Source organism: Schaalia cardiffensis, from assembly GCF_016405145.1.
GTDB classification, from domain to species: Bacteria; Actinomycetota; Actinomycetes; order Actinomycetales; family Actinomycetaceae; genus Pauljensenia; species Pauljensenia cardiffensis.
In genome coordinates, this window is the sequence record NZ_JAEKIA010000007.1 from 51,670 (window position 1) to 64,401 (window position 12,732).

Genomic DNA, 12,732 nt, shown 5'->3' on the forward strand with positions numbered 1-12,732 from the left:
GACAACACCACGTGAGCAGGAAAACGCGCGCACGCCACCGCGGAGCACGCAAATCTCAGGGGATCTCCTGGGCGCCGCAGAGGCGCACAGTCCTCGCGTGCACGGCATCAGCCTCCGCTTTCATGTTCGTTCTCTCCGGTGTTTCCATCGCCTCTTCGCGTGTTCAGACCACCCTTGAAGTCGATGGGGTCTCCCAGCCGATCACGGTCTGGGGTGGCACCGTTCAATCCGTTCTTGAGAAGGCGGATATTGAAGTCGGCGAACACGACCTCGTCCAGCCCTCCCCATCTTCTCCGATTCCCGATGGGGGTGCTGTCGTTGTCCGGACAGCAAGGCCCTACACCGTATCGGTTGATGGTGAAGAACAACAGATTTGGTCGACCTCTTCCACAGCAGACGCAGTCTTGGCCGACTCGGCCACAATGGGGCGCAGCGTCAGCCTCGCTACCGAACGTTCCAGCGAGAACAAAGAGAATGTTCCCCTCGTCGCACGCGAACGCTCGGTGAGGGTCGTCGCTGATGGAGAGACGAAGACGATTGAGGCACAACCCAAGGATGACGTGAAGAGCATCCTCGATAAAGCCGGTGTCGGTATCGGCGCGAATGATCGAGTCTCCCTGGGCAATACTCGTGGCGGGGCCCTGACCCTTTCCGTCGCACGGGTCCGCCGCTCACTCGTCACCTCAGATGTTCCCCTGCCTTTCGAGGAACATCAGGTTGAGTCCGCTGATCTTTTCGTCGGTGAATCCCTCATCACCCAAGAGGGAAGTGAAGGGCAGGCCCAACGGACCGAATGGGTTGAGACTCGCGACGGGAAAACCTCTTCAGCTGCGACGACAGCTGAGACCTTGAAGACCCAGCCGACGGTGGCGGTCCGTTCCATCGGAACGAAACCTGTGACACCGCAGGCCCTCGTCATGGCCGGTCTTGACCCGAAAGCGAACCTTGAAGAGGGCAAGGATTCCCTTGGACGCCCTTACGCGAAGTACACGGGCGCCCTCGGCACCCGCTCATCGGTGGCGGAAATCGAAGAGATCATCAACACCCTGCCCGATCAGGCGAGCAAGGTCGAGGCCGTTGCTGCAGCTCAGAGGTCAGGAGTGAGAGTCTCCTACATCGGGCAAGACCCCAAGGAGATCGCCCAGATCCAGGTCGCTGCGCGCGGCTGGGCCCCCTCCGAGTTCCAGTGCCTCGTGAACCTGTGGAACCGCGAATCCCAGTGGAACCCCTACGCTGAGAACGCTTCTTCGGGCGCCTATGGCATTCCCCAGTCGCTCCCGGGCTCGAAGATGGCTTCTGCGGGTGCGGATTGGCGGACGAACCCGGAAACTCAGATCACCTGGGGCCTCGGGTACATTGCAGACCGCTACGGCACCCCCTGCTCCGCGTGGGCTCACTCGAACGCGGTCGGGTGGTACTGATCCCGCGCTCCCATTCGGCTAGAGTCAACGCGTGACACGATCCCATACCCGCACTCGCGGACACCGCCTCGACCCGAGCCTTCCCGAGGGGGCTCTCCCTTCAGATTCCGGTCTCCTCGGTCCTCTCGAAGTGAAAGCGATCGCGAACGCCCTCGGCATTCGCCCGACAAAGGTCCTCGGCCAGAACTTCGTCCACGACGCTGGAACCGTTCGACGCATTGTGCGCGCCGGAGGAGTACAAGCCGGAGATGAGGTCGTCGAAGTCGGACCCGGCTTGGGCTCCTTGACCCTGGCGATCCTTGAAAGGGGCGCGAGGGTCCGCGCGGTTGAAATCGACCCCGTCCTCGCCCGTGCCCTGCCCGAAACGATCCGCAGTCGCATGCCTGAAGCCGCCGAGCGTTTCCACGTCGTCCTCAATGATGCGACGAAGGTCAAAGGCCTCGACGATTTCGGCGTGGACTGGCCGGCTCCGACGAAGCTCGTCGCGAACCTTCCCTACAATGTGGCGGTTCCCGTTCTCCTCGCAATGCTTGAGTCCTTCCCGAGCTTGAGTGATGTCCTCGTGATGGTCCAATCCGAGGTCGCTGACCGTCTCGCAGCCTCACCGGGTTCACGCGTCTACGGTGTGCCCTCAGTGAAGGCCGCCTGGTATGGGACCGCCGAACGCGCCGGAACGATCGGACGCTCTGTTTTCTGGCCCGTACCGAATGTTGACTCTGCGCTGGTGCGTCTGAGGCGGGCGGGAGAGCCCCGCGGGGATGAACGCCTGCGCCGAGCAACCTTCGAAGTCTGCGACGTCGCCTTCGGGCAGCGGCGCAAGACCCTGCGTGCGGCACTCAAAACATGGGCGGGCTCAGCCCAAGGGGCTGAGGCGCTCCTTGAACGCGCGGACATTGATCCGAGCGCCCGGGGAGAGACCCTCAGCATTGAACACTTCGTGGCCCTGGGGCGTGCGCTCATCGAACTACGAGAAGCCGGGGTGCTCATCGAAAGGGTCGACCCTCGCAGCGGCGAATCTGCGAGGCCAAGCCACGAGGCGAAGACGACGCAGAGCACCTCCTCCACGCTCCTCGACTCTCCCGCATCCGACTCCGAGGCCGTTGACAATGCGTGAGATCAGAGCCAGTGCCCCCGCGAAGGTGAATCTCACTTTACGAGTGGGCTCACCGAGTCTGGACGGTTATCATCCGCTCGTCACCGTTTTTGAAGCGCTCGACCTGCGTGAATACCTCACGGTGAGGACCGCACGCACCCCCGGCATCCGCGTCACAACCGACGCCTACCTGCCCGATGGCTCTTTCGACGAGGCGACGACTGCTCGGATGCGCGAGCTTCCCGCCGACTCCCATTTGGCCCATCGAGCCGCGAAACTCCTTCAACGCCTCGCCATGAGCGGACCTTGGGGAAATAGCGCCGCAGGAATCGACATTCACGTCGACAAGCACATCCCCATGGCCGGTGGAATGGCGGGAGGCTCAGCGGACGCAGCCGCCGCCCTCGTCGCCTGCAATGAACTCTGGGAACTCGGCTTGTCCGGGCAACAGCTTGAACTCCTGGCACGCTCCCTCGGGGCCGACGTGCCCGCCTGCCTTGTCGGCGGCATTGCGCTGGGCACAGGGCGCGGCGACCACATGGAAGCTCTCGACGAGGGCGCACAGCCCCGCCACCATTGGGCGATCGCGCTCGCACATGAGGGCTTGGAAACTCCAGGAGTGTTCCGTGCACTCGACGAGGCCCAAGGCCCGGGCGGAACATGGAAAGAACTCACAGAACCCTCTTCAGAGGAGATCGGAGCACTCACAGGAGATTCCCTGGGACTCGCTCCCTTCCTCGTCAACGATCTGCAAGAAACTGCGCTGAGGATGCGCCCCGAACTTGCCGATACGATGAGGGCCGCTGAAAAAGCGGGGGCGCTCGCGGTGATCCTTTCAGGTTCGGGCCCTTCGATTGCGGCGCTCGCCCAGGACGCGGATGGCGCACACAGACTCGCACAAGCTCTTGAAGGGGCACCGAGCGTCGCCCATGCCTTCACGACCCGTGGGCCCGTGCCCGGCGCGCGCCTCGAATAGGGCGTGCGCCTCGACTGGGGCGTACACCCCGAGCGGGGCGCGGCGCGAAACTCGAGGTTCCGGCTTGAACCCTGGATCCAAGGAGTGACATTCTGCGCCCCCGCCCGCAGGGTCTTGCCCGCTCCGACCCTCCCGTGATTTCATAACTTCAATGTAAGGACGCCACTGACGCATGGCTCATCTTCTGGGAACCCAATCACTGTCCGTGCTCGCAGGTTCGCGCAAACTCCTCAAGGAGGTCACCCTCGGCGTCGAGGACTCGTCGAGGATCGGTATCCTCGGACCGAATGGCGCGGGAAAATCAACGCTTCTGCGCCTTATCGCAGGACTTCAAGAACCCGACGGCGGCCAGATCACGAAGCGTGAGGGCGCCACAGTCCTTGTCCTCGACCAGGCGGATCACCTGGATCCGAGCCTGCGGGTGGTCGACGCAGTCCACCCGGGTCTTGAAGAATACGAATGGGCCTCCGATCCTGCGATCCGCGACATCCACGCGGGAATGCTTGCCGATATCCGACTCGACGCTGAAGTGGGGACACTTTCTGGCGGGCAGCGCCGCAGGGTCGCGCTCGCGAAGGTCCTCGCCGCGCCCTCGGATATCGTGTGCCTCGACGAGCCAACGAACCACCTCGACATCGAAGGCGTCGCCTGGCTCGCCGCGCACCTCAACGCGCGTTTCGCGAAAGCTGGAGCCGCGGGCGCACTCCTCGTCGTCACCCATGATCGCTGGTTCCTCGACACCGTGTGCGAGCACATCTGGGAGGTCGTCCCGGGGATCGACCCGGGCGGGGACAGGCCGCAAATCCCCGGGCACGTCGACGTCTACGAGGGCTCCTACGCCGCCTACACCCTGGCCCGGGCAGAGAGGGCCAGACAAGCCGATGTCGCCGCACACAAACGTGCGAACCTCTTAACGAAAGAGCTCGCATGGCTGCGAAGGGGAGCGCCTGCGCGCACCTCGAAGCCGAAGTTCCACATCGCAGCAGCCGAAGCACTCATCGCAGATGTCCCCCCACCGCGCGACACGGTCGAACTAGTGAAGATGGCGAGTGCACGCCTAGGTAAAGACGTCCTCGACTTCGAGGAGCTCAGCCTGGCTTTCACCCGCGCGGATGGGACGAAGAACACAATCTTCGACGAGGCGACCTGGCATCTGGCCCCCGCCGAACGCGTCGGCATCGTCGGAGTGAATGGAGCGGGAAAAACGACCCTGCTCAATCTGTTACGCGGGGACCTGCACCCAGACTCCGGGCGGGTCAAACGCGGCAAGACCGTGAAGGTCGCAACCCTGTCCCAAGACACTCACGAGCTCGACGCCCTCGCCGATATGCGGGTCGTTGAAGCGGTCGCCCAGGTCTCTCAAACGTGTCGGGTCGATGGCCGAGAGATCAGCGCGATGCAGATGAGCGAGCGCATGGGCTTCACCCGCCAGCGCGCCTACACGAGGATTGGCGAAGTCTCCGGCGGGGAACGGCGTCGCCTCCAGCTCATGCGCCTCCTCATGGCCGAGCCGAACGTCCTCCTCCTTGATGAGCCGACGAACGACCTCGACACCGACACTCTCGCTGCGATGGAGGACTTGCTCGATTCCTTCCCGGGAACCCTTGTCGTCGTCTCGCACGACCGCTACCTGCTGGAACGAGTGACGGACCACCAGGTCGCGCTCCTGGGCGATGGGAAGCTCCATGCTCTTCCCGGTGGCGTGGAGCAGTATCTGGCGATCCGTGAGCAGATGCTGCGTGAAGACTCCAGCACCTCTCCGCGCGCCCAGGCCGACGTGGCCCAATCTCCTTTAGCTTCCGAGGTGAAAGCCTCGTCTCGCCTCGAGGGCGCAGCCCGCCATGCTGCCCAGAAGGAAGCGAATCGAATCGAACGGCGCGTGGAGAAGCTGCGTGCCCAATGCGCTCAAGTGGAAGAGCAATTGGCGCAATTAGGGGCGGCGGTCGCGAGGGATAGCGGAGCGATCGAGGAGCTTGAGAAGGTGTCTGTCGAACATTCGGCTCTGATCGCCCAGATCGACGAACTCGAAGAAGCATGGCTCGAGGCCGCTGAACTCCTCGACTGAGAGAACAAGACGGGGATCGCGCCCGGCCCCAGAACAGGAGAAAATGTGCGCTGCATGACACTGCGCGAGTGGAGTGCGCAACTCAGAATGCAATGATCCGCACGATTCCCGTAGCGTGGAACCCATGAGTCATATCGCCCCCGCATCCCGAGCGAGGAGAGCACCTCGCCTCCTCATCGGAGTCGGCCTCATGCTCATTGTGCTCGTGGCCTCTGCGACCTCGTATGGAGCCTACGCCCACTCCCATGAGGGCACGGCCATGCCTGGAGTGAAGGTCGCAGGTGAGGACGTCACCGGAATGACCCGTTCTCAGATCTCCGATCTGATCGAGAATCGTTTCGCCGCTTCGACGGTCACCTTCACGGTCGCAGGGAAGACCCTTGAGATTCCACTGGCCGAATCAGGGGCAGATATTGACGAAAGCCTCATCGCCGACGCGGCCCTCAAAGGGGCGACCAACCCGCTTTCGCGCCTCCTGACCTCCGTTGCTCCACGCTCCGTCCGCCTTGCGCCAACCATTGACGAAGAGGGCTTCACGGCTCTCATCGACAGATTGGACGCCCTCGTGGGCGAGGCCCCCCTGTCGGCGAGCGTTGAACTCGACGATTCGGGGACTTCCCACCGGGTGATCCCAGGGCACGCGGGTCGCGGCGTTGACCGAGAGAGCGTACGCACTGCTCTCTTCGAAGCCTCAGAGAGCATGGAGTCCACTCGAGTTGAGCTTTCGGTCCACGAGATCGAACCCGAGGTGTCGACCGAGGAGGCGACACAGGTCGCCAAGGAGATGGATGCTCTGCTGCAAGCAGAAGTGTCACTCCAAGGTCCCAAACGCCTCCATGAGGCCTCGGCGGCCGATAAGGCCTCGTGGGTGGGGGTGCGCAGAGCTTTTGGTGGACTCACCGCCGATGTCAATGGGAGCGCCGTACGGCAGTGGCTTGACGGGGTGGTCGCCGCAGAAGAACGAGACCCGATTAATGCGATCGATGAAGTCGATGCGAATGGGACTCTTCTCGAGCCCGCCAGACCCGGCAAGGTCGGCATTGATGTGACGAATGTTGAGAACACAGCCGCTGAACTCGAAGAGGCTGTGAAGAAAGGCACCGGGTTTCAAGGGGTTCTCACGAGCCGTGAGATTCCTTTTGAAACGGAGCAGAGGGTCGTGGCCAATGGGCCGGAGCGTTTCGCCTACCGTGCGCGTGCGGGGGAGAAATGGGTCGATGTCGACCTGACTGATTCAACTCTCACCCTGTACCAGGGTCAAGAGAGGATTTATGGTCCGATCCTCATTAATCACGGTGGCGTCGGGCATGAGACCGTCACCGGTGTGTACCACGTTTATCTCAAGTTCCCCGCTCAGGACATGGGGTGCACTCCCGAGTGGCCCTATTGCGAAAGAGCGGTCCCCTGGGTGTCCTACTGGCACGCCTCTTATGCGCTCCACGGCGCCCCCTGGGTTGAAGAATTCGGGATCGGCACTGACGAATCCTCACACGGATGCATCAACATCCCCGTTGATGAGGCGAAGAAGGTTTTCGATTTCGCCGAGATCGGGACGACGGTGGTCACTCACCGCTGAGCCCTGCGCGCTCATGAGCGCCCTTAACGAGAATCCTGGCGTCAAACAACTGGCGTCAAACAAGAACTCTGGCATCACGTGCAGGAATGAGCGCGGTCAAAAGGAGCAAGAATCCTCATGAGTTGGGTGGCGAGCTGCTGCCTCGCCTCGGCGTCGAGTGGGCCGAGGATTGTGCGTTCACACTCGAGGAGGGTGGCGAGTGCGTTGTCGACGCGGGCCCGCCCCTTGTCGCTGAGGCTCACGAGGACGACGCGCCGATCCTCAGGCGAGGGGGAACGTGAAACGAGTCCCTTCAACTCGAGGCGGTCGATTCGGTTCGTCATCGTGCCCGAGGAGACGAGCAATTCCCCCATGAGGGTTCCGGGAGTGAGTGCATAGGGCGCGCCTGACCGGCGAAGGGAGGATAAAACATCGAACTCCCAGGGTTCGAGGCCGTGGGAGGCGAAGGCCCGGCGCCGTTCGAGGTCGAGGTGGCGTGCGAGGCGTGAGACGCGCGAGAGGACGAACATGGGGGAGGAGTCAAGATCGGGGCGCTCGAGCTTCCACGCGGCGACGATCTGGGCGACTTCATCCTGAGGCTCCATTCCCTCAAGATACTTGAGGTCGAGACAAAAGGAGAGGACTCAATCCCTTGACGGCACTCGCCCGCTTCAGCCCCACACGATCCTGCTGTTGTTCACAATCCTTTAGTTCCTCACGACCAGTTGGGGTGAGGGGCGGAGATTCCGCACCCCATTCCACACGAGGTTGACGACATGCGCGGCGACCTCGTCCTTCTTCATCCTGCGTTCGTCGAGCCACCATTGGCCGACCTGCGCGATCAAGCCGACAAGCATCTGCGCGTACAGGGGCGCCAGTGCCGGATTAATATCACCGCGTTCGAATTGAGCTGCGAGAAGATGCTCAACCCTGCTGGCGACATCGCCCATGACTGAGGAAAAAGACCCCAGGGAACGGTCATTGGGAGCGTCCCGCACGAGGACCCTGAAGCCATCCGTGTGAGATTCAATGTAGTCGAGCAAAGCAAGGGTCGCATTTTCCAAAAGAATGCGGGGCCGCTCGGAGGACTCAAGAGAAGAATGCAAAGAGGAGATAAGAGCCTGGACTTCACGGTCGACGATGACCGCGTAGAGGCCCTCTTTTCCGCCGAAATGCTCGTAGACGACCGGCTTTGAGACTTTCGCCTTCGCTGCGATCTCCTCGACGCTCGTCGCATCGAAGCCGCGTGCGGCGAAGAGGGAACGCCCGATCGTCACGAGCTGCTCGCGGCGGGCAACACCGCTCATTCGTGTGCGCTTCTCAGACATATTCCCAGTATTCCATCTCTTCTCGCCTCCCAATCCTGCCTCTCGCCCAGGCAATTGCGGCCGCATCTTGCGGATCGCGCGCCCCCGAAGTGCCGTGATCGTGTCCTCATTCGGCGCGCGCTCGTCAGCTGTGAGGAGGCCGAGGAGCGCGAAGGGGTGGGTGTATGGCAGAATCATGGGTAGTTTCCGCCCTGGTGTAACGGCAGCACATGGGTTTTTGGTGCCTTTGGTCCGGGTTCGAGTCCTGGGGGCGGAGCGAGATAGCGGGTCGAGTGGCCCGCTCGAGGAAGGCAGAATCCATGACTGTTCCTGCAGCCGTTATCGTCCTCGCAGCGGGTCAAGGAACCCGCATGAAATCCGATCTTCCAAAGGTCGTGCATCCGGTTGCAGGCTTGTCCATGCTCGGCCATGCGCTCAGAGCAGCCCAAGCCCTTCACCCCGACCACCTTGTCGCCGTGGTCCGCCATCAGCGAGATATTGTCGCTGCAGAAGTGACACGCGTCGCCCCGGAGGCACTCATTGCCGACCAGGATGAAATCCCCGGCACCGGCCGAGCGGTTTTGTGCGCGCTCAACGCCATGGTCGAGGCCCATGGCCCCCTCGAAGGCACCGTCGTCGTCACCTCCGGTGATGTCCCCATGCTTTCCCCACGCACTCTCGCCAGCCTCGTCGCCCTTCACGAGGACGAGGGACACGCCGTCACGGTCCTCACCTCCATCGCCGCTGATCCGACGGGTTATGGGCGGATCGTGCGCAACGAGGCCGGGATCGTCACCGCGATCGTCGAACAGAAGGACGCCACCGAGGCTCAACGCCTCATCACCGAAGTCAACGCCGGGGTCTACGCCTTCGACGGGGCATTCCTCGCCAAGACTCTCCTCCAAGTGGGTCAGGACAACGCCCAAGGCGAGGTCTACCTCACCGACGTCCTGGCAGCCGCTGCACCCGCATCCCGGACCGCCGGAGCCCTCGTCCTCGACGATCCCTGGGAAGCTCAGGGCTGCAATGACCGCGCTCAGCTCGCCCTCCTCGCCGCCGAATTCAACCAGAGGATTTGCCAGGCGCATATGCGCCAAGGCGTGACGATCGTGGATCCGGCTTCGACTTGGATCGGCGTGGACGTTCAGATCGGCCACGATACCGTGATCTGGCCCGGAAGCGTCCTTCGTGGCGACACCATCATCGGTTCTCACTGTGAGATCGGTCCCGGAACAACCCTCGATTGTGCGAATGTGGCCGATCGCGCCCGGGTTCTAGGCTCCTGGGTGTCTAAAGCCGACGTCACAGCCGATACGATGGTCGTACCATTCAGCGTCATCGGGCAGCCGGACAGAGGCTGACCCGTTCGGGTTCTCAGGGCAAGGGGAGGAACGCCGCATGAGCGGATTGGTGACCAGCGGAGAGAAGAGCCTCGTTCTCGTTTCAGGTCGAGCACACCTGGAACTCGCCGAGGAAGTCGGCAAGGAGATCGGCTGCGGCCTCTCCCCGGTGACCGCATACGACTTCGCGAGCGGTGAGATTTACGTCCGCTTCAACGAATCGGTTCGCGGCGCGGATGTCTTCGTCCTGCAGTCCCACACGGGTGACATCAATAAGTGGATCATGGAGCAGCTCATCATGATCGACGCTGCGAAACGCGCTTCCGCGAAGCGCATCACCGCAGTCGCCCCCTTCTACCCCTATTCCCGTCAGGATAAGAAACACCAGGGCCGCGAACCCATTTCGGCGCGCCTCATTGCCGACCTGTACAAGACCGCCGGCGCCGACCGCGTGATGAGTGTCGATCTTCACGCCTCCCAGGAGCAGGGCTTCTTCGACGGCCCGGTCGACCACCTTTTCGCAATGCCCGTCCTCGTGGAGTACGTGCGTTCGCGCATCGACTTGTCGAACACGGTGATGGTCTCCCCGGACGCGGGCCGTATCCGCGTCGCAGAGAAGTGGTCCTCGAAGCTGGGCGGCTGCCCGCTGGCTTTCGTCCATAAGACCCGAGACACCACTCGTCCGAATGTCGCTGTCGCGAATCGAGTCGTCGGTGAAGTCAAGGGGAAGGACTGTGTCCTCGTTGACGACATGATCGACACGGCGGGCACGATCACCGAGGCCGTGAAGGTCCTCACCAAGGCGGGTGCGAGGAAGGTCATTATCGTGGCCACGCACGGCATTCTCTCCGCCCCCGCGACCAGCCGCCTCTCCGAGTGCGGCGCGGACGAGGTCGTCGTCACCGACACTTTGCCGATCCCCGCAGACAAGCGCTTCCCGACTTTGACGATCCTGTCGATCGCGCCCCTGCTGGCCCGAGCGATCCGTGAGGTTTTCGACGACGGATCCGTCACATCCCTCTTCGACTGACTTTCATGTGACCGCCCTTGTCGGATACCCTTAAGGGGTTGCTCCGGCGAGGGCGGTCTCATACCGCCGTTATCGACAGGGCCTACCGGGTGGATCCTCGGGGTTCTTGACGCGCCGTAGCGTCCGAATCGAATCCTTCAGGAGGAATCCCCATGAGCGATAACCCGATCCTCGTCGCCCAGACTCGATCTGAGTTCGGCAAGGGCGCCGCCCGTCGTGCGCGCCGCGCAGGCCTCGTTCCCGCTGTCGTCTACGGCCACGGCGGTGATCCGCTCCACCTCGACGTGCCCGGTCACGAGCTCTTCCTCATCGTCCGTGGCAACGCGAACGCGCTCGTCGAACTCAAGATCGACGGAAAGTCCCAGCTGGCCCTCGTGAAGGACGTTCAGCGCCACCCCGTGTCGCGCAACATCCTGCACGCCGACTTCCTCGCGGTGAAGGCCGGAGAAAAGGTTGACGTCGAGGTTCCGCTCGTTCTCGTCGGCGAGGCCGCTCCCGCCACCCAGGCCGCGATCGAGGAGCACACCATCACCGTCAAGGCTTCCGCCACCGCGATCCCCGAGTCGATCGAGGTTGACATCACCGGCCTTGTCGCCGGAACCGTTGTTCGCGCCTCCGACCTGGTGCTGCCCAAGGGTGTCGAGTGCGAACTTGACGCTGAGAAGGATATTGTCATCATCTCCGAGCTCGCCGCTGAGGAAGAGGCTGCGCCAGAGGCTCCCGAGGCTGAATGAGCCAGAGCCGAGCGATCTTCTGGAAAGAAGCGAGGTGAACGGGCGGGCCTTGGGGTCCGCCCGTTCCCGCATTCACAGCGTGAAAAGAAACGAGGAGGAGTACGTGAACTCTGATCACACGCATAAGAGGGTCTACCAGCGTGGACCTGTGATTTTGCGGGGGCGTGCAATCCCGAAGGAAACCTCTGATACGAGGCTTTTGAGCACCCCGGAAGAGGTGGATTGGCTCCACGAGGACCCGTGGCGGGTCATGCGGATTCAGGCGGAATTCGTTGAGGGCTTCGGCGCGCTTTCGGAACTGGGACCGGCGATCAGTGTTTTCGGTTCTGCCCGGATCGAGGAGAACACCGCCTATTGGCTCCAGGCCTATCGGATCGGTGAATTGCTTGCGCAACATGAGCATGCGGTCATCACCGGAGGCGGCCCAGGTGCGATGGAAGCGGCGAATAAAGGAGCCTGGGATGCCGGGGGCACTTCGGTGGGCCTGGGGATCGAGCTCCCGCACGAGCAGACCATGAACCAGTGGGTGTCGATCGGCATCAATTTCCGGTATTTCTTCGCTCGCAAAACGATGTTCGTAAAGTATTCTTCCGGTTTCATTGCCATGCCCGGGGGTTTTGGCACGATGGATGAGCTTTTCGAGGCCCTCACTCTCGTGCAGACCGGTAAGGTCGCGTCTTTCCCGATCGTCCTCGTGGGCTCGGACTACTGGTCGGGGATGCTCGATTGGCTCGCTTCTGCGATGGTCTCTTCGGGCACGATTGACAAGGTCGACCTTGATCTTGTCAAGCTCGTTGATGATCCTGAAGAGGCGGTCCGACTGGCCCTTCAAGGCTGAATCCACCCTGTGAAAGGGGCGTATTCCATTTCTTTGAGTGAGAAGTTCCTCGGAAACGGGTAAAATACTGGGGTGAGATGCGTGTGTTCACGCGAACTACGACAAGGAGCGGCAGATGGCAGCCATGAAGCCCAGGACCGGGGATGGTCCTTTGGAGGCGACGAAGGAAGGGCGCGGAATCGTCATGCGCATCCCGAGCGAGGGCGGCGGTCGGCTCGTCATTGAACTGACACCGAATGAGGCCTCTGAGCTCGCTTCCGCGCTGAGCGCGGCGGTCTGAAACCTCTCATTCATATACTGCGAAGCGGGGGGGGGGCCCCGGGGGAGCCGCAGCGGGGCCCCCCCAAGCGAACACAACAAGACACACACCGAA

At 62.4% G+C, this 12,732-nt stretch carries 12 protein-coding genes and 1 tRNA gene; 11 read left to right on the top strand and 2 right to left on the bottom strand.

Annotation, left to right across the window (positions count from 1 at the left end; all coding sequences use genetic code 11):
- Positions 1-11: 11 nt before the first annotated feature.
- The 5 genes from JFX23_RS05430 (at position 12) to JFX23_RS05450 (ending at position 7,131) form a co-directional block, all read left to right on the top strand.
- The gene (locus tag JFX23_RS05430) at positions 12-1,421 is read left to right on the top strand and encodes an aggregation-promoting factor C-terminal-like domain-containing protein (RefSeq protein WP_332874686.1); all 1,410 of its coding nucleotides are present in this window, start codon (positions 12-14) and stop codon (positions 1,419-1,421) included.
- Between the two features lie 31 nt (positions 1,422-1,452).
- Positions 1,453-2,535 (top strand): 16S rRNA (adenine(1518)-N(6)/adenine(1519)-N(6))-dimethyltransferase RsmA, encoded by a 1,083-nt coding sequence (gene rsmA, locus JFX23_RS05435; protein ID WP_198776063.1) that lies wholly within the window; start codon positions 1,453-1,455, stop codon positions 2,533-2,535.
- On the top strand, positions 2,528-3,490 hold the full coding sequence (locus JFX23_RS05440; protein WP_198776064.1) for a 4-(cytidine 5'-diphospho)-2-C-methyl-D-erythritol kinase: 963 nt from the start codon (positions 2,528-2,530) through the stop codon (positions 3,488-3,490). The genes rsmA and JFX23_RS05440 overlap by 8 nt, the downstream gene beginning before the upstream one ends.
- Positions 3,491-3,662: 172 nt before the next feature.
- Positions 3,663-5,555 (top strand): ABC-F family ATP-binding cassette domain-containing protein, encoded by a 1,893-nt coding sequence (locus JFX23_RS05445; protein WP_198776065.1) that lies wholly within the window; start codon positions 3,663-3,665, stop codon positions 5,553-5,555.
- Positions 5,556-5,679: 124 nt separating this feature from the next.
- Positions 5,680-7,131 (top strand): L,D-transpeptidase family protein, encoded by a 1,452-nt coding sequence (locus JFX23_RS05450; protein ID WP_198776066.1) that lies wholly within the window; start codon positions 5,680-5,682, stop codon positions 7,129-7,131.
- Between the two features lie 74 nt (positions 7,132-7,205).
- Here the strand turns inward: JFX23_RS05450 and JFX23_RS05455 are convergent, their stop codons facing one another.
- Positions 7,206-7,715, bottom strand: a complete 510-nt coding sequence (locus JFX23_RS05455; RefSeq protein ID WP_198776067.1) for a MarR family winged helix-turn-helix transcriptional regulator — start codon at positions 7,713-7,715, stop codon at positions 7,206-7,208.
- A 102-nt stretch (positions 7,716-7,817) separates the two neighbouring features.
- Positions 7,818-8,438: a TetR/AcrR family transcriptional regulator gene (locus tag JFX23_RS05460; RefSeq protein ID WP_005964941.1), complete on the bottom strand. Its 621-nt coding sequence runs from the start codon at positions 8,436-8,438 to the stop codon at positions 7,818-7,820.
- Positions 8,439-8,623: 185 nt separating this feature from the next.
- Here JFX23_RS05460 and JFX23_RS05465 point away from each other — a divergent pair.
- The 6 genes from JFX23_RS05465 to JFX23_RS05490 all read left to right on the top strand — a co-directional run bounded on the left by JFX23_RS05465 (position 8,624) and on the right by JFX23_RS05490 (position 12,639).
- Positions 8,624-8,694, top strand: a tRNA-Gln gene (locus tag JFX23_RS05465).
- A 43-nt stretch (positions 8,695-8,737) separates the two neighbouring features.
- Positions 8,738-9,778, top strand: coding sequence for a bifunctional UDP-N-acetylglucosamine diphosphorylase/glucosamine-1-phosphate N-acetyltransferase GlmU (locus JFX23_RS05470; RefSeq protein WP_198776068.1), 1,041 nt, complete (start codon positions 8,738-8,740; stop codon positions 9,776-9,778).
- Positions 9,779-9,815: 37 nt separating this feature from the next.
- Complete coding sequence (locus tag JFX23_RS05475; protein WP_005964934.1) at positions 9,816-10,787, top strand: ribose-phosphate diphosphokinase; 972 nt, start codon at positions 9,816-9,818, stop codon at positions 10,785-10,787.
- Between the two features lie 152 nt (positions 10,788-10,939).
- Positions 10,940-11,521: a 50S ribosomal protein L25/general stress protein Ctc gene (locus JFX23_RS05480; protein WP_198776069.1), complete on the top strand. Its 582-nt coding sequence runs from the start codon at positions 10,940-10,942 to the stop codon at positions 11,519-11,521.
- A gap of 103 nt (positions 11,522-11,624) precedes the next feature.
- Positions 11,625-12,359, top strand: a complete 735-nt coding sequence (locus JFX23_RS05485; protein ID WP_040314433.1) for an LOG family protein — start codon at positions 11,625-11,627, stop codon at positions 12,357-12,359.
- A gap of 115 nt (positions 12,360-12,474) precedes the next feature.
- On the top strand, positions 12,475-12,639 hold the full coding sequence (locus JFX23_RS05490) for a DUF3117 domain-containing protein (RefSeq protein WP_005964926.1): 165 nt from the start codon (positions 12,475-12,477) through the stop codon (positions 12,637-12,639).
- Positions 12,640-12,732: the final 93 nt, after the last annotated feature.

Excerpts from the sequence above, each read along its gene's own strand:
- JFX23_RS05470 (WP_198776068.1), top strand. The coding sequence starts at position 8,738 with ATGACTGTTCCTGCAGCCGTTATCGTCCTCGCAGCGGGTCAAGGAACC.
- JFX23_RS05475 (WP_005964934.1), top strand. The coding sequence starts at position 9,816 with ATGAGCGGATTGGTGACCAGCGGAGAGAAGAGCCTCGTTCTCGTTTCA.
- JFX23_RS05460 (WP_005964941.1), bottom strand. The coding sequence starts at position 8,438 with ATGTCTGAGAAGCGCACACGAATGAGCGGTGTTGCCCGCCGCGAGCAG.
- JFX23_RS05455 (WP_198776067.1), bottom strand. The coding sequence starts at position 7,715 with ATGGAGCCTCAGGATGAAGTCGCCCAGATCGTCGCCGCGTGGAAGCTC.
- JFX23_RS05445 (WP_198776065.1), top strand. The coding sequence starts at position 3,663 with ATGGCTCATCTTCTGGGAACCCAATCACTGTCCGTGCTCGCAGGTTCG.
- JFX23_RS05490 (WP_005964926.1), top strand. The coding sequence starts at position 12,475 with ATGGCAGCCATGAAGCCCAGGACCGGGGATGGTCCTTTGGAGGCGACG.
- JFX23_RS05450 (WP_198776066.1), top strand. The coding sequence starts at position 5,680 with ATGAGTCATATCGCCCCCGCATCCCGAGCGAGGAGAGCACCTCGCCTC.
- JFX23_RS05480 (WP_198776069.1), top strand. The coding sequence starts at position 10,940 with ATGAGCGATAACCCGATCCTCGTCGCCCAGACTCGATCTGAGTTCGGC.
- JFX23_RS05440 (WP_198776064.1), top strand. The coding sequence starts at position 2,528 with ATGCGTGAGATCAGAGCCAGTGCCCCCGCGAAGGTGAATCTCACTTTA.